Origin of the sequence: Coraliomargarita parva (assembly GCF_027257905.1) — a bacterium.
GTDB classification, from domain to species: Bacteria; Verrucomicrobiota; Verrucomicrobiia; order Opitutales; family Coraliomargaritaceae; genus Coraliomargarita_A; species Coraliomargarita_A parva.
This window is the reverse complement of the sequence record NZ_JAPZEI010000006.1, coordinates 334,022-357,661: the sequence shown is the minus strand read 5'-3', so window position 1 is coordinate 357,661 and position 23,640 is coordinate 334,022. Positions and strand designations below refer to the sequence as shown.

Here is a 23,640-nt window from a genome sequence, read left to right as displayed (position 1 = left end):
GAAGGCAGCTGCCCACCACCAATAACAACATCCAACAACCTTCCAGTCTGGACTTCCATCCGAAGCTCCACTGGACTACATCTAAACAATCACTGCAACCTGTCCAAGGTTCGGGTCCACTTCAGAATCGTGTGGAGCACAATGTGCTTACAGATGTATACTTCATTGAAATAATACCAAAAGGGGGCAGCAAACACCAACTCACCTCTATAACTCAGCGCTTCAAAACCTTTCGAATGTTAGCAACAGGTTGTCCTTTAACAACCTTAACTCCAATCACTTCAAATATATCTTCAGCACTTGTAATTGAATCATATTCTTGCTCAGAAATAGAGCCTAGTTCACGCTTGGTGATCATTGTAACTTCTCCTTCAACATCAGTAGAGACATCATCAACCTCATATACAATAACGTTCAATGGTGATGTTTTTTTAACTGCCAATGATCCAGATCGCGAGACCTCCACATCAAAGATTAAGTCTATGATATATCTGTCATATAAAATAGTCTGAGATACCCATGAAAGACCGCCCCCCACCCCCTTGAGGCTGTCAATGCAATACACATGAACCTCAAAGGTATCATCGAACTTTTTTACGTCTTCGAATTCATTAAAACCAATGGATTCGGCTTTTCTTTGATCATAGCAACCAAACGCCAGAAATGACATAATGACAAAGAGTATGAATCGTGAAATATTCTTCATAGACAGCATTCTTTAAGGAGTCGCGCCTGAATTGCCTGTATAACCTCGTTCATTGAGTGAAGTTCTATCGATAGTTCGCCCAACTTCATAAGGCTGCGTCCCGGTATAAAACCTGTGATGGATACATTCTTCAACTGCTCGTTATCTGCCAAATCAGGCCATAATCCATGCCTAACACCGACGGCATTAGGCCCAAGATCATTCAATGCCGGCAAGGGCGATGGTATATAATCTAATAATGAATTTCCTACCACATCTTGCCCAAGATTAAGAACTTCCCCGTAAACATAATATGCATCAACGTATTTCCTCGCATCAATGCGGGTTGATCCAACTTGACCGAGACTATATTTGTGCAGGCCTGCAGCATTAAACGTCGTCGTTTTCCGTTGATGCTTAATTCCAAAATATGAGGCAAGACCTCCTCCAAGCGAGTGTCCAATAATTTCTGCATTAGGATAATCATTCGCTAACTGGTCCAGAGCGTAGACCTGTGCATACTGCCTCGCATTCCCACCTGTTCCTTGGCGCAAATTTGATAACCAATCAGCAAACTCTGTCATATCTGTCCCGCGAAATCCTATGACGTTTTCCCCATTAGGTCCCGAGAAAATAGAATAGGACAACCCAGAGGATGGATCTGTTTTATGTAATGCTTTCCAACCATATGGAGTAGGCACGCCATCATAAGTTGCTGCTGATAACCGCGCTAGCAACAATAGCCTGAGCAGATCATCACATTCTGTCTTTTTTAGAGCGGTTCTCATTCTTCGGCGAGACTCAAAGCTTCGCTCGCGCGCACTAGAACTGTTCAAACCCAAGTAATCCCACTTACTAATAAAGTCATTACCGACCATAGCATATAGGTTCAGCCCACCTCCTTCCCCAATAGTATCCCGATTCAACCATCTGCCGCCGCCCAGATCATAATATCGAAAGCCGTAATACAGTAGCCCGGAAGCGGGATCCTGGTATTTTGTCGAGAAGCGGAAGGACAGGCCTTGCTGGTTGACTGGCGGTGACAGGCACTCACCGAATGGGGTGTAGTTGAAATTGGCAACGGCTTCGGCGGTTTGTGAATCATAGTAAGCCACGACATTTCCATTACCATCATACGCGGGGTAGAATGTCGAACCGGTATCGCTGGTGGTGACTGCTAGCAGCCCCCCGACTCCGCCTGCGCCTTGCATGGAACCGGAAAGGTCTTTGCCCCAGACATAGGTATTGTACCCGGGGCCGTTTTCACTGTCGACGATTTGCTCATAGATCAGGTTCCAGCCGTCATAAAGGAACCTGACTTCTTGAAGCTGTTTCCAAGCAAGTATCGAGTCATCCCATTGGCTGAGTTTTCTTGAGAAACGACGACCTTGTGAATCGTACTTAAATTCGAGCTTCTGCCTTGGTGCTCCTGCGTTATAGGCGATCGCGAGGGTTTCCATTTGGATCAAGCGGTTCTCGGCATTCCAGACATAGGACCACTTGCCGTCCTGGATGAGATTGCCATCCGCATCGTATTTAAATCTTTCCGGATTCGGGGGAAGGTACTCACTCTTTTCGGCCTCAGCGATTCGTGGCGCGTTGTTATCGCCACCATCCGGCAGTGTAGCTGTCACGCGAACCTCCACCTGCTGCGCGGCATCCCCTCCATCACTCACATCGAGCGCATGGTAAAATGCTTCTTCCTGCCTTGTTACCGGGAAGTCATTTACGGTAACCGTAGATCCGGCAACGGCCGTACCTCGCACATCAAGTACACGAGGCACCTCACGCTCTTCGTATTGGTTCAGATTGTTCGACTTGTAACTAGAGGGACGCCCGTTGGTCTCTGTTTCTACACGGTTGCCAATATCATCAAAGAGATAGCCGTAGTTGTAGCCGGGCATCGGGACAGCATTTCTGTTGTAGCGCACCGCCTGCTCCAATTGCCCCAGCGCATCGTAGGCATAACTCCAATAAGAGCCATCACCGCGGGTGTGCCGGGTGCGCTGGTTTAGCTCGTTATACAGGTAATCATGCGAATCACTTGTCCCGAGTTGGAGATTATCGGTGGCAACACTCCTTAGACGGTTGAGATTGTCGCGTCGCTCTTCAACACCAAGTACATCCCGACTCCCGTTATTGAAGACTCGAGTCTCACGAAGTTCCGATGTCGGGTCATAGCCGTATGTGACAGAATGCGATCCATACGACACCGACTGAAGACGTGACGCACTATCATAGGCGTATCCAACACGGTACGGCTCCAGCGAACCGGAGGTTAGGGATAGTCGATCCTGACGATTCAACTCATCCAGATGGCGATCGACGGCATAGCCCTCCAATACGCCCGAGGTATATGTTTCACTTAGGAGTTGGCCGCACTTATACGAAAGCGTTCGACTACCGGATCCGTCAGCAATGACTTCAACCCGACCGAGACGGTCATAAAGCGGGTAATTAACTGAAGGCGTAAGGGCGTCTTCATACGCAATACCACTCAAATCCCACGATCCTGAATGATAAGAATAGGTCGTCACCGTACCACGCGCATTCGTTTTTGTCGCTAAGCGCCCCGCAGAGGTATAGGTATAAACCGGACCTTCCATGCCGCCGATACCGCCGTCATTCGTGACATCAGCATCATACCACTTCTGCTTCGGCAAGCCATTCGCATAGTATTCCCAAGCAGTCAGCACAGATTCCGACTCAGCCGAACGGTCCTTCCAGGTAGCCAGTGTTCGCAGGCGTCCGGCATAGTCATAAGTGTAAGCAACAGGATAGGTAAGGCTCCCCCGCTTCTCCTTCAACTTCCCTGTCGGGTAAAAATGCTCTGTGACCGTACTCATATCGGGCAATGTCGCGACACGACTGATCAAGGCGACATCGTCCGTATAGGAATAAGACATCGTCTGTGGATCGTATCCTTCTCCCCCTTGGGACAGATCGGGGTCCGGCGTTGTGACGGACTTTAGTTGGCCGTCACCGTAATATTCATAACTCGTTCGTCCGAGATAGAGATCAGAAACAACTTCAAGACGATTTTCGCTTGCCCGATCATACTCAAATGTCTGCTGCGATAGAACAATGTCATCGCGGTCATAGCGAGTACTACTTTCCCTCAAGCCACTAGCGACAACTTCCACCTGGTAGCTGGAATCAGGAAAGATACTCGTGATTACCCGTCGAAGATTCTCCCGGTCGATCAGGCTCCGGGTCACTGCGGTTTGATCATAAACTGTGCTCCAGGAAATCGTCCCGATTTCTCCATTAGCCAGAGCCCCGATCGTTGTATCATTTTGCGATACCACCCGAGACGTATCTGCCCCTTCCACTTCCCAGACCTCTGACGTTCGGCGAAGAACAGAATAAGTCCCCTCCTGTTCCGAACGCGTAGTAATCTTTCTTCGATTACGGGAAATACGGTCGCTACCGCCGTAGTCAATTTCGCCATTTCCATTTACGTCAAGAGCAGTGATCTCGCGTTTCCCATCCATAGAATAAGCATAGAGCAAAACCAATCCGTCTGGATCCTCAGTCGACTTCAGCTGACCTTTAAGATTATAAACATTTCGAGTCACCGCGATCCCCCCACCCGCAGCCGGGGTTTCCGTCTTATACACCCGCCCCAGCGCATCGAGGTAGGTCTTCACATACTCGGCAGAGAGACTTCCGTCCGAGTGCAAGTAGGTCTGGGTTTCTGTGCGAACCGCATAACCGAGGGTCGCGTCCACCTCCACTCCCTGGGTATAGCGCACTTGTTGCGCAGCAGTTCCACCCGTCTCGTACAAGAAACCGTCGGGATAGAACTTTTCTATCAACGTACTTCCATTCGGATATGTCGTGGTACTGACAAGATAGCCTGAATCAAGCACTTCGCTTATAGTTGTCTGGCGCGACATGGAAGGAGCTGCATCCAAATAACGGCTCCGAGACGCAAGCTGCCGACCACTATAGTCGTAGTCATACTCCGCGACCAAGGAAAGGGTCGCTTCGTCCGGACCGACGAAATATTTCTTTAAATTTCCCGCAGCATCGAAGACCTTCCGCATGATCTGCTGCGAGTCGGTCCCAGCGGCAGTCGTCGTATATTCGACCCGTTTCAGATCATCGTAAGCGTAAGTCGTGATCAGGCCATCCCGGCCTGTCACACTTTCAAGACCGCAACAGGCAAAGAAACGCGTACCATAAGTCCCGTCCAGATAGTCGAGGCGCTGGGCACGTCCGTAGGAGTCAAAGTCCGAATAGAAGGTCTGTGCGACCACCAGTCCGCTCTCAACATCGACAACAACTTCATCAAGCAATACACCGAATTGGTCGGCATGCTTAACTGTGAGGGTCCCGGCTAACACCGTCGTCGGTGCGGACACATCATTCAGCGCACCTCTAGCATCGGTAATTTCAATGCTTCCATCCTCCTGACGAACCGCTTTCCAAATTCGCCCCGTACCATCGACATGGCTACTGGCATATACATCCCCATAAAATTCGGATTCAGGGTCCGCATACTCCCAGACCGACTCGACCAGATTATCCGAATGATCCCAGCTCGCAGAGGGGTCCACCGCATCAATGAATCTCTTCTCAGAGACACTCACACCTCCCAAACTGACCGTACCACTCACATCCAACTCGAAACTACGACTTACATCATGACCAAGTAGATTAAGAGTCTGTTCTTTGATGGATTCAGCATGACCGTCCCCATTCAAATCGTCCAAATCATAGTAGGCATAAGTCATCACGCGGTTCAATGAGTCAGGATCATCCGGGCTCGAGCCCAGATACGCGCTAACTTCCTGATATAACCGGCCATTCGGATCATAAACATACCTAACCCAATCCCCACGGCTATCGGCTCTGGATTGAATCCTTCGATATGAGGGAGAAGCCGTATCGTTTACGTATGCGTAGGCCACCGATCGTGTCCATGTTGACGCGCTACCTTCGTAGTAAAACTCTCGCAACAACTGCCGGGAGGTAATTCCCGAGAAACGAGAATAGAAAGAGGTGGAATTGGCACTACTAGTACCGGCACCTGCCTGAATCTCATTATATTGACGCCTCACCTGACTTAAGACATTGCCAACCCCGTCTTCAACAATTTCAAAAGCAGTCACAATATCACGGTTCTTATTCTCCGCCCGGATCTCCTTACGAACAATAGTTCGCACCCCACTCGTGTCTTCAACGACATCACGCTTCGTCCAAGCCGAAAAATGGTACTCCCCCATACGTTTGAATGAAACATCCGGCTGATAGTAGAATTCTTCGATGCGGGAGCTCCCGTTCTCAAGTTCATCCTTAAACTGCAGACAGGACTTTCCTTCGACAATGACTTTGCCGATCCATCGCTGCGTATGCGGCAGTCCTTCCACCTCATAAAGCCCCGACAACGAATCCGGACTCCAATCAGGTTCGAGCTTATAAATGCGTACAAAATAAGAAATTCCGGGTTCATCCACGGCAAGGTCGACAACATCTCCGGGTGTAATGATTTGCCGAATCGCCCCCGAAGCATCATGAATTACCATAATACGCGAAGGGTCCGGATTATGGTAAGTTAGATCTGCAGGTGAAAATTCCAAATCATCCCAAACTTCCTCGTCCAAGCGGAGCGTCCCAGCGCTTTTCACCGGATTCAACCGCCCCAATGCCTGCACCCAGTGAACGGATCCCGTCGAAGACGAAGTAAAATACGGGTTCGACGAATCCGTATTACAATCAGAGATCAATGTGGCTTTGAGTTTAGTTAATTCGACCTTTTCTCCGAGTTTCGCCTCATATTCATGTTCGAATTCGTAATTACCGTTCGAATCGTAGGCCACAGTCTTTGTTTCGGTCTCTTTATTAATCAAATTCCCCTCAAGATCGGTCGTAACCATGGTATACTCGATCACAAAACGCTTACCGCTACACCCACCCGAGTATCGGGCCTCAGCACGAACCTTGGAAGCGCTCACATAACGCCCCTTTACGGAGTAGAATGCCGTCGCAACATTGTCCTTTTTAGGTTCCTTGCCGGTACGCCCCTTTGCATGAGCCAAAGCATCATCGTATGTATCACGCTCAGATAAAGTGATTGTGGGCGGCGCACCATTTGTTCTTAAGCCAACCCCCTGCCATCGCCACTCCCCACCACCTCCATTCCCGAGCTGGTACTGCAACTCGCCCGTACTCGAACACTCATAAGGCGAGGGGTACTTAGCGAACACCCGAGTCGTTGGCGTTTGCGAAGACTTGTAAAACGGATTTACATACAAACTTTCACCGGGAAAAAGCGGACCAAGCCATGTAGGCTTCAAGTCCAAAAGCCCCCTCGTTTGATAGACCCCGAACTTTCCTCCATTCGCTTGTCCACCGTATTCCAGATCCCCGGTTGTAATATTGTATATATCAGCACCGGCGAATGTAGCACCACCACTCTTTGCTAGCTCAAGATCGACACAAAACGTGCAAATCTTCATATAGTCAGCAGTCCATCCTCCGGTATAACTAATTTTCCGATAGAGAACGGGATACTCGCTTCCGCTGGATTCAAACTCGGGCACACCAATCAAACGCGATTCCGTAACCGTCCTAAAAAAATTCAGACTCTGCGGCTCGATCAGCCCAGATGCTCCCGCGAGCCCGCAAGATTGTCCGGCCAGACCGGCGATGGTGGATGACCAAATCAAGACAATGGTAAAAATGTACTTCATCATCGGTATACGATCTACTTGGTAGGCTAGTAAAGGATCAGGCAGACATCCGGATGATCCCGCCGAGTAGGATCCGTATTCATTTCAAACTCGGATAAGCTACTGGCCCCATCGCAATCCGAATCGTGACCTGAACTGTCCACGCCCGGAGTAACATCCAGACCATAATACACTTCCCAGTCATCCGGAATCGAATCACCATCCGCACTGAACGAACTCAGAGGATTCGTACTCGCGAAAAACTCCTCAAGATTACTGATGCGGTCTGCATCAAAGTCGTCACCTGGCTTCACCTCACTAAGCGAACGGACATTGTCACTGAGATCAGATTGGATCACACGCCATTCCCAGACATCCGCCAGACCGTCATCGTCCGAGTCTACAAATCCATGAGGCAGCGACAGTCCGGAGAGATCAAAACTGAAAACAAACTTCAGCTGCCCCAACGTTGCCAAGGCAAGGTCTTCATCATCGGTTCCGTCTAGAGTCCACGGATAAATATCGAGTGACTCCCGATTCATATCCCGGGTATCAAGGCCGACAAAAGGACTATTCAGTCGATCGTAAAACGGCTTTCCCAGATATTTCAATTGTCCTACGGTCAGCGGAACTAAATCGCAACCTGAATCCTCAGGCGGTTGGATACAAAATGAGGAGAGAAAAGAGTCCAACCAAGGTCCCGCACCGCCAACTTCGGAGAGTTCAACTTCCAGGTACGAGTGGGCTTTCATGATTACATGCTTTGCTTGTCCCAAGGTTGCAATCGCATCATCCTGTCGCGGACTTCCATCGACTAATCCGTAGTCGACCCACCAGTCCGGCTGGCTGAGCAGATCGGACGCCCCGAAAGCCAAAACCAAAGCTACCATCTTCAAACTTCGAGCACTCATCGAGAACAACACATTAATGCGTTTCATTCCAAGTGGATGCAGACTAGTACGCGATAGATGGAATATCCCCACTCGGAGATCTCAGGACGACCGACCCCGTAACGGTAATATCACCATCCACTTCCAATGAAGAAGATGGCGCAGACGTACCGATGCCAAGTTTGCCATTTGTGTAATACACTTCCGGGCCGGCTTTCGTGAAAAGAGAATCGCCTGCCGGTCCTTTTAAATTACTATGCGGGTTCCCCCAACCCGTCTGGGTTTTGAGGTACAGATCGCCAGTATTTACATCCAGGTAGAGGTCGCCGCTGACGCCATCTGCATCATAAGGGACCCCCTCACCCAGTAGCCAGATCGATCCATCTCGACCATCGGCTCCATTTTCCCCAGGCGCACCGTCGGCACCTTTTTCTCCAGCCGGACCGGCTGGGCCGGCCGGACCTGTCAAGTTCCCCAAGGCTTTCCAAGAATCCGAAACTTTCTGAAAGATCTCGCCAGTAGAATAATTAAGGTAGAGATCCAGGTTTTCACCATCCAGTGAGGTCGGGCTCCCAACACCAATTAGCCACATATTCGGAAGAAGCGATACTCCTGAATTCCAATAATCCACATCGGCTTGCGTAATCCCACCCGCAACACTCCGGGAAAAAACCGGATCCAATTCTTCCAGTAGGCCGGGGCCGAATTCCTGCTGATCGACCCAGATACTCCCATCAGCTCTCAGCTCCAAGACAGGATGCGCACCTGAAGTATAATCATCTTCCGAGTAAAAAACGGAAAGCCCATGTCCCACTAGATCAAGCCCACCGTCAACACGCGCCACACCGGGCACATGCAAGTCTTTGCGTGCAGGGTCACCGTATAGATCCAGATAGCCATTACCTCGGAAGGCCTCACTAAACACATCAAAGCTAAATGCGACGACGCCGATAGACAGGTCGTCATCAAAGACACAATAGCAATCCCCTTGCGCGGATTTATCAGACCTGCCCGCACCCGACACGGCGCCAGCTAATTCGGAATCCACATCTCCCTGAGGCCAGTACCCGTCATATGGATTCATGGATACACTGTACCCGGCGTCCTCAATAATAGTACCATCCGCCAGCACCAATTTGAAATTCCCAACCGGAAACATCCGGTTTTTTCCAGTATCCGCTGAAGTACGAACAGAAATACCAAAGGACGTGACAGGCCTATCAAATGAGAAGGTATGAACGCCATCGATCGACTTAAATGTATAAGTAGTCGAATGAGACACAGCATAATTTGAAGCGGTTACCGTGACAGAAACCGGAGTCGATTCCCCATCGTCCAGCACGCCTATCCTCGGTGCCGGATCATTCGGCATCTGCCCAAACGTGGCAGTCACGATTCCGGCATATTGGGCCGTTGAAGATAAAATCATGCCTCCGGCAATTGCGGATAAGTGTAAAATGTAATGGCGCATCGGACTAACAACTATTTAAAACGGCGTTAGTTCCCTAACGATACGAACGTTATGTCAAACAGCTAAAAACCCCCACCCGGTTTTAGCACATATTTTACATTACACATTCTGCGGCTGAAACTCCGGGCACAGTCCACGAGACACAAAACAACTATGGAAGCTCCAGGCTTGAAGACTTATTGCCCACGAACCGTAGGCAGCAGGTATTTGTCGCTTCCCACTGGCCGCTCCCTCTCAATCGGTCAGGCCGCGCGCAATGGACAGACTTCCGTTGGCAACGGAGCCACTAGCCCATCAGTTCCCTGATTTCCTCGCAGATGGATTCGGTGCCTGCGTAGTAGGGACAGTAGTCGGAGCGCGGATGGAAGGACTTCATCGGGAAGGGAGAGGCCTCGATAAAGTGAAAGCGCACCCCGGCGGCGAGGCAGAGGGCATAGGCGGCGGCGATATCCCAGCTCTTGACGCGGTAGTCGATCGCCCCGGTCAGGTAGCCTGTGGCGACACAGGCTGCGGTCATGGCGCCGCTACCGATACAGCGGCCGCGGTACTTGGAAAGAAGCGGCTGCAGGCGGTCCATCACTTCGGGCTGCATGGGAAAGTGAAGCCCGAGCATGACTTGGGCGTCTGCCGCGGCGCGGTTACGGTCGAGTTTTTTCTGGTTGCGGAAGAGGCCGTAGTCCGGTCCGCCTTCCAGAATGGTATCGGTGGCGTGATCGTAGAGTAAGCCATAGACCGGGGTACCGTCATGCAGGAGGGCGAGCGAAATGGCACAGAGGGGAAAGCCGAGGGCGAAATTATTGGTACCATCGATGGGGTCGATGAGCCAGGCGAAGGGGGCCTCCAAGCTGAGTACCTCGTCCAGCGGGCTCATTTCCTCGCTGCAATAGTCATCCTCGGGAAAGTCACGGCGGAGCTCGGCAAAGATCTTTTCGGAGATGGCAAAATCGGCGAAGGTGACGCGGGTGTCATCCTCCTTCCATTCGCTGGCGACCTGCCCGAACTGGCGCTTGAAAAAGGAGATCTGCCCCTGAACGGCGACACGGCCGGCATTGATGCGATGGCGCATCTGCCGCTCGAACTCTGCGCGTGCCTGCCTGCTGTTTCCTTTAACCATGCTGCTGAAACATAGCAGATCGCAGACCCGGGCAATGGTTATTTCAGGAAATCAGCATCCGGCTGGAAGCGCATCAGCGGGGCTACTTTCAAGTCTTCCTCCAATTCGCGTATCCGCTCAAGGACGATCCCCTTCTGGGCGTAGGGGTTGTCATCCGGCAAGCGGCGAAAGAGGTCCTTGAGGTAGGCGTAGGCTTCGTCGTTCTTGCCCTGACGGCGCAGGAGCTCGGCATAGATCCGCTCGACGAAGAAGGGCGCGCCTTCCATTTGCGAGGTCTTGAGGAACCACTCGCCCGCCTTGGCTTCGTCCTTGAGGCGGTTAAGGTAGATCTGGCCCATTTCGAGGGGGAACTTGTAATTGCCGGGATGGTACTCCATGGCCTGGCGCAGGTACCTGAAGGCCTGCTCGGCCTGTTCCTCGTTGATGGCATACTGCCGGGCGTCCGAGACCTCGTCGTAGCCACCCTCTTCGGAGATACGCCAATGCGGGACATCGTAGGCGATCATACGGGAACCGTTGATCCAGAAAAAATCCGGGCGCGGGTCGAGGGAAGTGACGAGGCGGGCCATGGCGTCGAGCTTGACGCGGTCGTTTTTCTCCCAAACCAGGTTGAGCTGAATCCAGAGGAAGTCGGCGATGACGGTACGAAAGCCGCCGAAGACCCCGACGATCAGCCCCTCGCCCATGGCATCCTCGACGGCATCGAGCTGCATGGCAGGCTGGCTGGACTTGACGTAGTCCCAGGCGGGTCCCTCGATCGGGCGGGTCAGCAGGCCGAGAAGCAGGAGAATGGCGGCACAGGCGAAAAACAAGCGCAGGCGACGCCAGGGGATTGCAAAGCGCTGGGTATCAACCAAAGCCATGGCTAGATTTCCCGGCGCCTGAAGTTCAGCTGGGCGAGCAGGATAAAGGCGAGGATGTAAACCAGTCCGTAAGCGGCAATCCTCAGCGCGACGGCCCCCGGAAGTGGATCGGCGACATGAAAGACCATTTGGTCACCCACATTAAAGAGCTGGAAGTTGGGGAAGAGCAGGCCGAGCAGCTGCACGAGCAAGCGCCCTAGGCCGGCCTGCATATCGGCATAGGCATCCCGAGCGATGTACTGGAGCTGGCAAATGATGAGGACGACGAAGGACACGATGACCGTGTAGAGGTTCGTATTGGAAAAGCTGGCGATAAAGAGCGTGATAGCGGCAAGGACACCGAATTTCATCCACTGCAGGAAACCGAAGACAAAGATATCCCGGTAGAGCACGAGACCATCCGGAGGGAGGGTTTCGCCCCGGGCGAGCAAGTCACCGACGATCTGGGCCTCGCGCCAGTAGAGGATACCGGCAAGGACGCCACAGAGGACGAAGGTAAAGACGAGCATGAGGATCTGGGCCCCGAGAAACTTGCCGGCGAGGAACTCGAGCTTGTAGACCGGTTTGGCCAACATGGTGAGTGCGGTCCGGTTCTCGATTTCGCTGAAGAAGAGCTGGGCGGTGGCGGCAATCGCGAGAATGGAGCCGAAGAAGAAGAGCGCCCCGAAGCCGAAATCGACGATGAACTTGAGCTCATTGGTGCCAAAATCGAACTGCTGGAAGAACTGTGCACTGGCGATGAGGCCGACCGCGAGCAGGAGCAGGGAGTTAAAGAACTTCTGCCGCACCGCCTCAAGGAAGGTATTCCCGGCAATTAGGCGAATACGGTGAAACGAACCGAATGCAGTACTCATTGTTGACCTCCCTTCTGCTTGTCGCTGTCGCGCCCCTTGACCTCGTTGAGGAAGAGCGCATCGAGGCTCAAGCGAGGCTGCTCGACCCGGCGCAAGCGTCCGCCTTGCTCGGCGATGGCCTTTTCGACGGCCGCGCGACCGGCCTCGGAAAGCCCCTCGACGACGAGGGAATCGGCATTGGCCTCGGCGGTGAGGTCCTCCATGCGGCCCTCGCGGATAAGCTGGCCCCGGTGCATGATGGCCACACGGTCACAGAGCCCCTCGATCTGAGCCAGGAGATGGGACGAAAGCAGGATGGTTTTGCCGCGCTGCTTGAGTTCGCGGATGATATCGGCGATGGCTGCGGAACCGAGTGGGTCGACCCCGGCGGTAGGCTCGTCGAGGATGACCAGTTGGGGGTCATGGACGAGGGCTTGGGCGAGACCGATACGCTGCAGCATGCCCTTGGAATAGGTGCCCACCCGGCGGTGGGCCGCCTCAGACATACCCACCAGCTCCACCACATCCTTGACCCGGGTGTCAATTTCGGCCCGCGGCACGCCGCAGACCCGGGCGTAAAAGCGCACCAGCTCCTGTCCGGACAGGTAGCGGTAAAAATAAGGCGCCTCCGGCAGGAAACCGACACTGTTGCGGGCCTGCACGAGATGGCTGGGTTTGCCGTAGATTCGGCACTCGCCGGTGGAGGCCGCAAGCAGGCCGAGAATGATCTTAATGGTCGTGCTTTTCCCGCAACCATTAGGCCCCAGGAGCCCGAAAATCTGGTTATGGCCGACTTCGAGGGTCAAATTATCGACCGCACGCAGCTTTTTGCCCCGGATTCCCACCGCGAAATCCTTGGTCAGCCCCTTGATGCTAATTGCCGCTGTATCCATGGCTGCTAGAGAACGATGCGAAATCCTTCGCAGGTCCGGGGACCGGAATCCGTGGTGATCTCGGCCTTGCGGATGTAGGTCTCGAGCTCGTCGGCGACCGCTTCCTGAAAGCCCCGCACCTCGGATTCGGCACCTTCCGCATAGAGGTGGACACGCCCGTCGATCAGGTTGCGCACGGTTCCGCAAACCTCGAAACCACGGGCGACAGCCGTGGTCTGATAGCGGAACCCCACTCCCTGAACGTGGCCCTCAAACCAGCAATTCATACGGAAAACTTTGTCACTCATGCACTTTGAAAATTTTAGCCCGGAAGGAAATTTCGGCACAGTTCGTGCCTCACATGCGATGCAACACACACTTGTCGATTCGCCTTGGCAAAGCAAATCACAATCTGCTCGAAAACGGTGTTGATTTTTTAACCTGAAAATCCAAGTTCTGTGATCGTCGGAACTCTCCGCAGCTTATGAGCGATTCAAATTTTGACCCATCAGAGGGCGACTGGGAAGACTACTCCAGCGAGCCGAATTGGAGCGAGTCACAGTGGCGGAACTACCTAAAAAATTCTGACCGGGACACAGCTCGTTTCCTGTCCATCTACAACAGCCTGAAGGATAAACCGAACCACCTCGACGAGGTCGCGGTGCTGATGGGCTGGGACACGGATGACATCGCGATGACGGAAGATTTCAGCATCGTGGAGACGGAAGAGATGGAGCAACCGGACGGCGAAAGCGCGCCCTACACCCTGCACCGCCACCCCGTATTCGTGGTCTCGCGCGCACTTTACCGCTACTTACACCAGAGCTGGGAACACTTCATGGTCCACAGCCAAAGCCGTATGTCCCCGCAAGTCTGCTGGAAATACGCCAAGAGTTTACACCAGGGCGAAATCAACGTCCTGCTTTCCATTCAAGCCATCGATCTGGGCGACTTCGGCCTGGCGATCTGCCATCTGAAGAACAGCCTCAGTGCCATCAACGAAACTTTAGGCCTACTCAACAAGCTGACACATCCGAACACGGAATTCCTGGAAGCCTTCCGCCATGAGATCCGCATCCGGGTCTTCGATCTACGGGAGCTATGGATCCGGGTGATGGGCGATTGCCGGTCGGAATGCCAGCGTCGTCCCAACGACAGCGAAGAGTAGCACACACCTACAAGCACACGACGACATGGGGTTTATACGCCGTTTATACGACCGGCTGCTCCGTTCCACACCGGAACGCAAAGCCGCCCGCGCCCACCTCAAGGCCGCCAAGCTGGAAGACCAGGAGCAATACCTGGGACTGGTCAACCACTACCTGGACCTCGCGCTGACCTTCTACGGCAGCACACTTCCGGAACCGGTGGAAAATCGTCTGGCCCGCACCGAGCAACTCTTTGCCGGCCTCTGGCAGCACCTGCGCTACGCGGAACGGCTGTCGGACTTCGAGTACATGCTGGGACGGGCCCAGATCGACAACTGCGCGGAACGCGGGCCCCTCGCCTCCTCGGAGCCGCTGGTCACGAAGCTGCGCCTGCTGGAACCGCATGCCCGTTTCGCCTACCTGACCCACGAATTTGAAAACTGGTCGGAGCGCTGGGTCACCCTGATCATGCGTGTACGTCCTCCGGCCCTGCACCGCATGCTTTCGGAAGCCCGTTGCGAACTCTGCGGGGTGAGCTGGGCCTCCCTGAGCCGGGAAGAGCGGGAATGCCTGGAAGCGGTCAGTGTGGCCTTTGAGCAATGCACCAACCTGCGGGCCAACAAGGCCCTGCACGAGCGGATCAAGCCCTACCCGCGGGTGCTGGAGATCAAGGCACAGTGGCTCGAACTGCGCCCCGCGCTGGTCGAAGTGCGCCACCGCTACCTGCCCAGCCAGGAAGAGCGCGAGCAGCTACTGGCCGCGATCCTGCAATCCTGCTGCCAGATCCCGATGCAGCGCCCGCCCCTGGTCGACCGGATGGTCAATACCGTCCATTTCTCGCGCCACGCGAAGATCAAGGTTTCCTAACCGGAACCGGACGCCCGCGCCGCCCGAATCGGCAAAATTAGCGCTGTGAGCGGGCAAGGAATGCCAAGTCGCGCTTGACCCGACGTCAAGGCTGGGTGCAATGACTGTTCTACAAAAAGCTTTTCAAGAATGCCCCGTCGAATCTTTACCACCTTCCTTGTCGGCCTCAGTGCCCTGCAAACCCTGACAGCAGCCCTGGTCAACGGCCCGATGCTGACCAACGTCGACCTGCGTGAAGCCCAGGTCTGGGTCCAAACAGAGGGACCGTCCGAAATCCGGGTGACCTACAGCGACACGGAAGCACCCGGCACCCGCTACTGGAGCGCGAAGCTGAAGACCGATGACGCACTGGGGCACACCGCCTGCCTCACGCTGGACCAGGTGGAACCGGGCAAGCAGTACAGTTACCAGGTGGAAGTCGACGGCGAGCTAGCCGGCCCGAGCGCCCATTTCAAGACCCCGGAGTTCTACCATGAGCGCACCCCGGCGCCCGACCTGCGCGTCGCGGTCGGCGGGGCCCACTACGTCATGCAGGACGGATTTGAACCGCCCTACCGTATTCTGGGGGGCGGCTACGGCATTTTCAGCACAATCCAGGACCAACAACCGGACCTCATGCTTTGGGTGGGCAACACGGCCCATCTGCGCCCGAGCGACTGGAACAGCCGAAGCGGCTACCTGAAACGATTCACCACGGCACGTGCGGTTCCCGAGCTGCAGTCCCTGCTCGCCTCCGTCCCGCAATACGCCACCTGGGGCAGCGCCGACTACGGAGCGGGTGACGCAGGCCGCTACTACAGCTATCGCGGCATCGCCGAGGACAGCTTCCGGGCCTTCTGGCCACAGCCGGCCCAAGCCCCCGGCCTGGACGGCCTGTGCACAAGCTTCCGCCGATCGGATGTCGAATTCTTCCTGCTGGACAGCCAAAGCTTCCGCGACGTGCGTCCCGGTTCCAACGAGCTGCCGAGCATACTGGGCAACGCGCAAATCGAATGGCTGCGCAACGAGTTGCTGCGCAGCACCGCCACCTTCAAGGTCATCATCGCCGGCACACCGGTCCTGAACCCGGCCAAGAATCCCGGCAACCTCAGTTTTGCCGAACGCGAGCAGACCCAACTCCTGCAGATGCTGCGCGACGAACGGATCGGCGGGCTCTTCTTCCTCAGCGGCGGCAAATACTACGGGGAGCTGACCCGCCTGGTTCATGCCAACAGCTACAACCTCTACGACCTCACGCTCGGGCCAATCACAGCCAATCCGAAGAGCAATGAGGACGAGCTGAACTACTTCCGCATGCCGGGCAGCAGCACCTTCGAGCGCCATTTTGCCATGCTTGAATTTACCGGGCCGGAAGAGAGCCGCGCGCTGACCATCCGGGTCTACAGCATGGAAGGCACCGAGCTCTGGAACCGCACGATCGAAGCCAGCCAACTACAACCGGCCAAGCTGTAGGTTCGGAGCCGCTCCAAAAGGCCGAGCACATCGGGGAATCCTTTCGGACATTAAGATAATCCGAATGATTCAATCATTCAAGGACGCCGAGACCGAGCAACTCTTCCAGACGGAGAAGAACCGGCGTTTTGATGCGATTAGCCGAGTCGCGCTGCGAAAACTCATCCAGATGAACCGCGCAAGCGCCCTCGAGGATTTGAAAGTACCACCCGGTAACCGACTCGAAGCCTTAAAGGGGGCGTTGAGCGGCTACCACTCAATCCGCATCAACCAACAGTGGCGTATTGTCTTTCGTTGGACAGAACAAGGCCCCGAAGAGGTCCAGATCTGCGACTACCATTGACAATACCCCTATGACGTTATACGTTATAGGCATGAATCCACCCATCACACCCGGTGAAATCCTCTTGGAGGAGTATCTCCAGCCAATGGGTATCTCGCAAAATGCCATGGCCCGCGCCATCGGCGTCGCACCACGTGCCATCAATGAAATCGTGCACGGGAAGCGCTCGATCACCCCGCAGATGTCGATTCGTTTCGGCGCGTTCTTCGGCCAGTCCGCAACCTTCTGGCATGGCATACAGGTCGAGTGCGACTTTCGCGCCCTGCGCAAAGACGCCCCCAAGATCACCCGATACGTGCAAACGGCGGAATCACTTCTCGCCGGCGAAGACTGAACCGGCGACCTGTTCCCCAAATTCGCGAAAGCCACACAAAGGCCTCATCCGAGATTGAGTTCATAGCGAGCGCTACGCCCCGCCTTGTCGGCAAACACAAGCAGGTCCCCTTCGATCCAGTTCAGATCGAAACAAAAATGAGGCCAGTCCGCCTGCTGTCCCTTACACAACATGAGTCGGACACTGACACTAATCGGCTCATACGAGCGTTGTGCCTCAAAAAGCGGCAACCGAGTGCATGCGATAGGTAACGTAGCGGTAGCTTATGAAAAGAGCATACCCACTCTTCGAACAAGGTTCCGCCAGACAGCGGTGGGGACAGCCGCCCCTACCCGTATTTCCGCTTTTCAAAGATGAAGAGCGCACAAAAAAGCCCTTTCCACCGTTGGGCGGAAAGGGCCTCGAAGAAAAGGGTCAACCGTGACTAGAAGCTGAAGAGCAGCTCGAGTGCAGCGGAGAGTTCCTTGAAGTCGTAGGGATACATATCCACATCGTGGTAGTTCCCGTCGACGTAGCTAAGCTCGGCGACCAGCAGCAGGTTGTCGGTAAACGCCCAGTTGTGCGCCAGGCTGGCCTTGTAGAAGTGGAAGTTTGCGTAGAAGGAATCCACGTCAACGTAGCTCAGGCGACCGGTGACGGCGCCCTGCTCCGAGTATGCGAAGTTCGCCATGACCAGCCCGCTGAAGTGGTCCACTTCGCCGGAATCGATGCCATAGATATCGTCGTCGGATTCGCCGTAGTTCAGTTCAAGGGCGAAGACCCAGGCGCCTGTCTCATAGGCAAGATAGGAATTGACGATCCAGGAGTCCGAGTCGCTGGCGTCCACATCTTCGTAGGCACCGCCGATGAAGTAGGTCAGACCGTTCCCCAGGTTGAAGGAAGCAGCCAGTTCGACACCGCAGTTCGAATCTTCACCGGAACCGCCGAGGCGGTTGTCACCGTTGTAGACACCGTCCTGCAGCGAAGCGGCAAGGAGGACCAGGTCGTTTCCGTAGGTCAGGCGCACGGCATGGTTCGTTCCCGGCAGAAGGCTGGCATCAGCCAGGTTGTCACCATAGGTCGGAATACTGACAGGCAGCGCATAGGCGAAGGAGTACTGGTACAAACCGGTCGGCTCAAAGGCTTCGAAGCCGAGCATGGAATCAATCCGGCCAGCCGAAACAGCGAGGCCATTGCCCAGGTCGTAAACGACGAAGGCCTGATCGACAGTCATTTCACTGCCGGCTTCCTCATACTGGAGATCGACACGCGCGGTGACGGGCTCGAAGTTGAAGAGCCATGAAATTTCAACCTGATCAATCGCGAAGCTGTTATCCGATTCTTCACCGTATGCCTTCAAGTCGGCATCCGCATGACTGTAGGACATATCGACAAAGCCCTCGAAGGAGAGCACGTCGTTGACCACGATTTCAGCGGTGGCAAAGCTTGCAGCGCCCAGCAATGCGGACGCGAATACAATCTTGTTTTTCATACTCTGTAATGAATAGCTGTTTGTTGTTTGTTGTGTGCCCGGTAGTCGTCAATCAACTACAAGGCGGGGTTAGCCTAAGCCTATCCTCCCGTTACCGAGCAAGCGCAAAGACTCCGATCCACGAAGAAAGTCATGCATTTAGAAACAGTTACTAAAGAGGCAGTCTGAATATACCTTTCCTGCGTAAAGGGGAACAGCTACGGCGGGCAAACGGAGTGTTTCGCGATGCCTTCAACGTTCCAATTGGAATCAGAGCAGACTCACCGCGATCCGCTGCATGACGGGAAATAGGTCATGGCCGGGGTCATGGCTCCCCCAGGACACAAAAAAGCCCGTCTCGGGGAGACGGGCTTTTGTCAGAAACTTAGCTTGTCGGCTTAACCGGCTTCTTCCTCGGAAGAATCGTCGTCACCGCCTTCGAGATCCTCACCGGCATCGGCCACGAGCTGCTCTTCAGGCGCGGCGCTCTCACCGAGCGGATCCGGGGTCGGCATGGCGACACCTTCCACACGCTTGGCGGCTTCTTCCGGGCTGAGGCGCTCGAGTTCGGCACCAAGGGTGTCGATACGAAGCTTGCGGTAGGCCGGAAGACCGGTACCAGCGGGGATCAGGTGGCCCATAATGACGTTTTCCTTGAAGCCCTTGAGGTCGTCGACCTTGCCCAGCGTGGACGCATCGGTCAGCACGCGGGTGGTTTCCTGGAAGGAAGCGGCGGAGATGAAGGACTCGGTTTCGATGGAGGCCTTGGTGATACCGAGGAGGACAGGCTCGCCTTCGGCAGGCTTACCACCGGCTTCCTCGATCTCGTCGTTGGCCTTCATGAACTCGAAGCGGTCGACCTGCTCACCCCAGAAGAACTCGGAGTCACCCGGATCGGTGATACGGACCTTCTTGAGCATTTGGGCGATGATGACCTCGATGTGCTTATCGTTAATGGTCACACCCTGCAGACGATAGACCTTCTGAATTTCCTCGATGAGGTAATCACAGACCTTGTCGCGGCCAAGGATATCAAGCAGCTCGTGCGGATCAGCGCCACCTTCAGTGAGGTGCTGGCCCTTGTGGACGAGGTCGCCCACTTGTACGGTGAGGTGCTTGCCGTGCGGGATGAGGTGTGCCTCTTCCTCGCCGGTGTCCGGATCGGTCACGAGAAGCTTCTTCTTACCGCGAACCGTGCCGTCGAGCGAAACGACACCGTCGATCTTGGCCATTTCAGCGGCTTCCTTCGGACGGCGGGCTTCGAAGAGCTCGGCCACACGGGGAAGACCACCGGTAATGTCCTGGGTCTTGGAGGCCTGACGCGGAGTCTTGGCCAACATAGTACCCGGAGCAATTTCGTCGTCCTCGTTGACGGCCACCTGGGCACCGGTCGGAATCGCGTAAGTGGCGATGATCTTGTCGGTTTCGTCGTGGATTTCGACCTGCGGGTTGAGGTCTTCCTTGTGCTCGATCACGACCGTGGCGATACGGCCGGTGGATTCGTCGAGCTCGCGCTTGACGGTCACGCCCGGGATCATGTCGCTGAAGCCGATACGACCGGCCTTCTCGGAGAGAATCGGAATGTTATGCGGGTCCCACATGGCAAGGATCTCGCCCTTGCTGATGCTGCCACCGTCAGCCACCGTCAGCACGGAACCGACCACGATCTTGTAGTTTTCAACTTCGCGATCATCGGCGTCGAGGATCAGCACGGAACCGGTCTTGTTCAGAACGATGTTGGCGCCGTCAGCTGTCTGCACGATGCGCAGGCCCTTGTATTTGACGCGACCACCGTGACGAACCTTGATTTCCGGATTCTTCAGGACACCGGAGGCGATACCACCGATGTGGAAGGTACGCATGGTCAACTGGGTACCGGGCTCACCAATCGACTGGGCGGCGATAATACCAACGGAAGCACCACGCTCGACCATCGCGCTGGTAGCCGGATTGATACCGTATTCCAGGGCGGCGATACCAACCTTGCGGCGGGTGGTCAGAGCGGAGAGCACCTTAACGCGCTCGACACCGACTTCTTCGATCTTCTTGGCCGCTTCCTCAGTAATCAGCTCGCCTCCCTTGACGATCAGTTCGTCCGGATTGAGCGGGTTCTTAATATCATTGGAAGAGCAACGGCCGACGATACGGTCATAGAGGCTGACGATTTCGTCGTCACCTTCGTAAATCGCATGCTTCCAGACACCGTCACGGTTGCCGTCGTCGTAAGTCTCGATGATGCAGTCCATGGCCACGTCACAGAGCTTACGGGTCAGGTAACCGGCGTCCGCGGTCTTGAGCGCGGTATCGGCCAGACCCTTACGGGCACCGTGAGTGGAGATGAAGTACTCGAGAACGGAAAGACCTTCACGGAAGGAGGAAAGAATCGGACGTTCGATAATTTCACCGGAGGGCTTGGCCATCAAGCCACGGGTGCCGCAAAGCTGGCGGACCTGCTGCTTGTTACCACGAGCACCGGAGTCCATCATCAGGTAAACCGGATTCACGTTCGGCTTGCCGCCGTTGGCCTTGAGTTCCTCGAACACGGCCTTGGCGATTTCGTCGGTCGTACCGGTCCAGATGTCGATGATCTTATTGTAACGCTCGCCTTCGGTGATGATCCCCTTCTTGTATTGGCTCTCGACATCGTCGATCTTCTTACGGGCGTTCTTCACGATCTCCGGCTTGCTGCCCGGGATGATCATGTCGTCGATACCGATGGACACACCGGCACGGGTTGCGATCTTGAATCCGGTTTCCTTCAGGCGGTCCAGGGTCTCCACCGTGCGCGGCTTACCCACGGTCTTGTAGGTCTGGAGAATGATATCACCCAGCTTGCCCTTCGGCACAGGGAAGTTGATGAAGCCCAGCTCGTCCGGCCAGATTGTGTTGAAGATCACGCGGCCCACAGTAGTGCGGATCACCTTCTTCTCGGAGTTACCAAAGACGGTGCCTTCCTTTTGGTAGTCCGGATTGATGTAGTTGATCCAGTCGTGGACGTCGATTGCGCCGTCGGCCACAGCGGTATCAACTTCATCCGCGTCGATCAGCATGGGCAGACGCTTGTCCTTGTCCGGCTGAACACGCGGCTCGAGCGTGAGGAAGTAAGAACCGAGAACGATGTCCTGCGACGGCGTCAGAATCGGCTTACCGGAAGACGGCGAGAAGATGTTGTGGATCGCCATCATCAGGGTCTTCGCTTCCATCACCGCTTCAAGGGAAAGCGGGACGTGCACGGCCATTTGGTCGCCGTCGAAGTCGGCGTTGTACGCGGTACAAACGAGCGGGTGAACGCGGATGGCGTCCCCTTCGATCAGGACCGGCTCGAAGGCCTGGATGGAAAGACGGTGAAGGGTCGGCGCACGGTTGAGGAGCACAGGGTGGCCCTTGGTCACTTCTTCAAGAATATCCCAAACTTCAGGGGATTGCTTCTCGATCATCTTACGCGCACCACGAACGGTGTGGACGAAGCCCAGTTCCTTGAGGCGGCGAATGATGAAGGGTTCGAAGAGGACGAGTGCCATCTTCTTAGGCAGACCGCACTGGTTGAGCTTGAGCTCGGGACCGGAAACGATGACAGAACGGCCGGAATAGTCGACACGCTTACCGAGAAGGTTCTGACGGAAGCGGCCCTGCTTGCCCTTAAGCATATCGGAAAGGGACTTGAGCGGACGATTGCCGGCACCGGTAACGGCGCGGCCATGACGGCCATTGTCGAAGAGCGCGTCGACAGCTTCCTGAAGCATGCGCTTTTCATTATGGATAATGACGTCCGGAGTCTTGAGTTGAAGCAGGTTCTTCAGACGGTTGTTCCGGTTGATGACACGACGGTAGAGGTCGTTCAGGTCGGAAGTCGCGAAGCGGCCCCCTTCAAGCGGCACCAGCGGACGAAGGTCCGGCGGGATGACGGGAAGGACTTCCAGCACCATCCACTCCGGACGGCTGCCGGAATTGATGAAGCCCTGGATGGTCTTGAGGCGCTTGGAGATCTTCTTCTTGATCTGCTTCGAACGCGTGGCGTGCATCTGCTCCTGCAGCTCGGACACGGTGCCTTCGAGATCGACACGGGCGAGTGCGTCGCGGACCGCTTCGGCCCCCATGCGGGCAACGAAAGAGTCTTCACCGTACTCGTCCTGGGCCTGCAGGTATTCCTGCTCGGTCAGGAGCTGGCGTTCTTCCAGCGGAGTCTTGCCCGGATCGATGACCAGGTAGTTCTCGTAGTAGATGACGCGCTCGAGGTTACGGGCGGTAATGTCGAGGAGGAGGCCGAGGCGGCTCGGCATGCTCTTGAGGAACCAGATGTGGGAAACCGGCACGGCCAGTTCGATGTGGCCCATACGGTCGCGGCGGACGCGGGAGACGGTCACCTCGACGCCGCAGCGGTCACAGATCACACCCTTGTACTTGATACGCTTGTACTTGCCGCAAGCGCACTCGTAGTCCCGGACGGGACCAAAGATGCGTTGGCAGAACAAACCGCCCGGCTCGGGCTTGAAGGTGCGGTAGTTGATCGTCTCCGGATTCTTCACCTCGCCGCGGGACCATTCGCGAATGGCTTCGGGAGAAGCGACAGTGATGCTGACCCGGTCGAACGACTTGGTGGCTTCATAGCCGAGGACGTCGCGTGCTACTTCAGTGCTCATT

General features: G+C 55.1%; 16 protein-coding genes. 5 read left to right on the top strand and 11 right to left on the bottom strand.

All coding sequences use genetic code 11. The features are described 5' to 3' along the window. Nucleotides 1-214 precede the first annotated feature (214 nt). The 9 genes from O2597_RS11495 to O2597_RS11455 all read right to left on the bottom strand — a co-directional run bounded on the left by O2597_RS11495 (nucleotide 215) and on the right by O2597_RS11455 (nucleotide 13,713). Nucleotides 215-706 carry a hypothetical protein gene (locus O2597_RS11495; RefSeq protein ID WP_269524941.1) on the bottom strand — a complete coding sequence of 164 codons (492 nt, stop codon included), beginning with the start codon at nucleotides 704-706 and terminating at the stop codon, nucleotides 215-217. Further along, nucleotides 703-7,386 (bottom strand): Tle-like phospholipase domain-containing protein, encoded by a 6,684-nt coding sequence (locus tag O2597_RS11490; RefSeq protein ID WP_269524939.1) that lies wholly within the window; start codon nucleotides 7,384-7,386, stop codon nucleotides 703-705. The genes O2597_RS11495 and O2597_RS11490 overlap by 4 nt, the downstream gene beginning before the upstream one ends. A gap of 23 nt (nucleotides 7,387-7,409) precedes the next feature. Then, on the bottom strand, nucleotides 7,410-8,300 hold the full coding sequence (locus O2597_RS11485) for a hypothetical protein (protein WP_269524937.1): 891 nt from the start codon (nucleotides 8,298-8,300) through the stop codon (nucleotides 7,410-7,412). Between the two features lie 16 nt (nucleotides 8,301-8,316). Then, nucleotides 8,317-9,723, bottom strand: coding sequence for a hypothetical protein (locus tag O2597_RS11480; RefSeq protein WP_269524935.1), 1,407 nt, complete (start codon nucleotides 9,721-9,723; stop codon nucleotides 8,317-8,319). Nucleotides 9,724-10,009: 286 nt separating this feature from the next. Continuing rightward, a complete protein-coding gene (locus tag O2597_RS11475; RefSeq protein ID WP_269524933.1) occupies nucleotides 10,010-10,837 on the bottom strand; it encodes an inositol monophosphatase family protein in 828 nt (275 codons plus the stop codon). 38 nt (nucleotides 10,838-10,875) lie between these two features. After that, nucleotides 10,876-11,700, bottom strand: coding sequence for a tetratricopeptide repeat protein (locus O2597_RS11470; RefSeq protein WP_269524931.1), 825 nt, complete (start codon nucleotides 11,698-11,700; stop codon nucleotides 10,876-10,878). A gap of 2 nt (nucleotides 11,701-11,702) precedes the next feature. After that, nucleotides 11,703-12,554 (bottom strand): ABC transporter permease, encoded by an 852-nt coding sequence (locus O2597_RS11465; protein ID WP_269524929.1) that lies wholly within the window; start codon nucleotides 12,552-12,554, stop codon nucleotides 11,703-11,705. Then, on the bottom strand, nucleotides 12,551-13,426 hold the full coding sequence (locus O2597_RS11460) for an ABC transporter ATP-binding protein (RefSeq protein ID WP_269524928.1): 876 nt from the start codon (nucleotides 13,424-13,426) through the stop codon (nucleotides 12,551-12,553). The genes O2597_RS11465 and O2597_RS11460 overlap by 4 nt, the downstream gene beginning before the upstream one ends. A gap of 5 nt (nucleotides 13,427-13,431) precedes the next feature. Next, nucleotides 13,432-13,713 carry an acylphosphatase gene (locus tag O2597_RS11455; protein ID WP_269524926.1) on the bottom strand — a complete coding sequence of 94 codons (282 nt, stop codon included), beginning with the start codon at nucleotides 13,711-13,713 and terminating at the stop codon, nucleotides 13,432-13,434. A 176-nt stretch (nucleotides 13,714-13,889) separates the two neighbouring features. Between O2597_RS11455 and O2597_RS11450 the strand changes: the two genes are divergently transcribed. From O2597_RS11450 to O2597_RS11430, 5 genes are all read left to right on the top strand, one after another. Then, complete coding sequence (locus O2597_RS11450) at nucleotides 13,890-14,573, top strand: hypothetical protein (RefSeq protein WP_269524924.1); 684 nt, start codon at nucleotides 13,890-13,892, stop codon at nucleotides 14,571-14,573. A 25-nt stretch (nucleotides 14,574-14,598) separates the two neighbouring features. After that, entirely contained in the window at nucleotides 14,599-15,420 is an 822-nt protein-coding gene (locus tag O2597_RS11445) for a hypothetical protein (RefSeq protein WP_269524922.1), read from the top strand. Nucleotides 15,421-15,549: 129 nt separating this feature from the next. After that, nucleotides 15,550-16,872: an alkaline phosphatase D family protein gene (locus tag O2597_RS11440; RefSeq protein WP_269524920.1), complete on the top strand. Its 1,323-nt coding sequence runs from the start codon at nucleotides 15,550-15,552 to the stop codon at nucleotides 16,870-16,872. Between the two features lie 64 nt (nucleotides 16,873-16,936). Continuing rightward, nucleotides 16,937-17,215 (top strand): type II toxin-antitoxin system RelE/ParE family toxin, encoded by a 279-nt coding sequence (locus O2597_RS11435; protein ID WP_269524918.1) that lies wholly within the window; start codon nucleotides 16,937-16,939, stop codon nucleotides 17,213-17,215. A gap of 31 nt (nucleotides 17,216-17,246) precedes the next feature. Further along, nucleotides 17,247-17,549: a HigA family addiction module antitoxin gene (locus O2597_RS11430; RefSeq protein WP_269524916.1), complete on the top strand. Its 303-nt coding sequence runs from the start codon at nucleotides 17,247-17,249 to the stop codon at nucleotides 17,547-17,549. A 424-nt stretch (nucleotides 17,550-17,973) separates the two neighbouring features. Here O2597_RS11430 and O2597_RS11425 read toward each other — a convergent pair whose 3' ends face one another. Both O2597_RS11425 and rpoC read right to left on the bottom strand, forming a co-directional pair. Next, nucleotides 17,974-19,020, bottom strand: a complete 1,047-nt coding sequence (locus tag O2597_RS11425) for an outer membrane beta-barrel protein (RefSeq protein ID WP_269524914.1) — start codon at nucleotides 19,018-19,020, stop codon at nucleotides 17,974-17,976. A gap of 377 nt (nucleotides 19,021-19,397) precedes the next feature. Beyond that, a complete protein-coding gene (gene rpoC, locus O2597_RS11420) occupies nucleotides 19,398-23,639 on the bottom strand; it encodes a DNA-directed RNA polymerase subunit beta' (protein WP_269524912.1) in 4,242 nt (1,413 codons plus the stop codon). Nucleotide 23,640: the final 1 nt, after the last annotated feature.

Excerpts from the sequence above, each read along its gene's own strand:
- O2597_RS11460 (WP_269524928.1), bottom strand. The coding sequence starts at position 13,426 with ATGGATACAGCGGCAATTAGCATCAAGGGGCTGACCAAGGATTTCGCG.
- O2597_RS11435 (WP_269524918.1), top strand. The coding sequence starts at position 16,937 with ATGATTCAATCATTCAAGGACGCCGAGACCGAGCAACTCTTCCAGACG.
- O2597_RS11480 (WP_269524935.1), bottom strand. The coding sequence starts at position 9,723 with ATGCGCCATTACATTTTACACTTATCCGCAATTGCCGGAGGCATGATT.
- O2597_RS11465 (WP_269524929.1), bottom strand. The coding sequence starts at position 12,554 with ATGAGTACTGCATTCGGTTCGTTTCACCGTATTCGCCTAATTGCCGGG.
- rpoC (WP_269524912.1), bottom strand. The coding sequence starts at position 23,639 with ATGAGCACTGAAGTAGCACGCGACGTCCTCGGCTATGAAGCCACCAAG.
- O2597_RS11445 (WP_269524922.1), top strand. The coding sequence starts at position 14,599 with ATGGGGTTTATACGCCGTTTATACGACCGGCTGCTCCGTTCCACACCG.
- O2597_RS11485 (WP_269524937.1), bottom strand. The coding sequence starts at position 8,300 with ATGAAACGCATTAATGTGTTGTTCTCGATGAGTGCTCGAAGTTTGAAG.
- O2597_RS11490 (WP_269524939.1), bottom strand. The coding sequence starts at position 7,386 with ATGATGAAGTACATTTTTACCATTGTCTTGATTTGGTCATCCACCATC.
- O2597_RS11455 (WP_269524926.1), bottom strand. The coding sequence starts at position 13,713 with ATGAGTGACAAAGTTTTCCGTATGAATTGCTGGTTTGAGGGCCACGTT.
- O2597_RS11450 (WP_269524924.1), top strand. The coding sequence starts at position 13,890 with ATGAGCGATTCAAATTTTGACCCATCAGAGGGCGACTGGGAAGACTAC.
- O2597_RS11475 (WP_269524933.1), bottom strand. The coding sequence starts at position 10,837 with ATGGTTAAAGGAAACAGCAGGCAGGCACGCGCAGAGTTCGAGCGGCAG.
- O2597_RS11425 (WP_269524914.1), bottom strand. The coding sequence starts at position 19,020 with ATGAAAAACAAGATTGTATTCGCGTCCGCATTGCTGGGCGCTGCAAGC.
- O2597_RS11495 (WP_269524941.1), bottom strand. The coding sequence starts at position 706 with ATGAAGAATATTTCACGATTCATACTCTTTGTCATTATGTCATTTCTG.
- O2597_RS11430 (WP_269524916.1), top strand. The coding sequence starts at position 17,247 with ATGAATCCACCCATCACACCCGGTGAAATCCTCTTGGAGGAGTATCTC.
- O2597_RS11440 (WP_269524920.1), top strand. The coding sequence starts at position 15,550 with ATGCCCCGTCGAATCTTTACCACCTTCCTTGTCGGCCTCAGTGCCCTG.
- O2597_RS11470 (WP_269524931.1), bottom strand. The coding sequence starts at position 11,700 with ATGGCTTTGGTTGATACCCAGCGCTTTGCAATCCCCTGGCGTCGCCTG.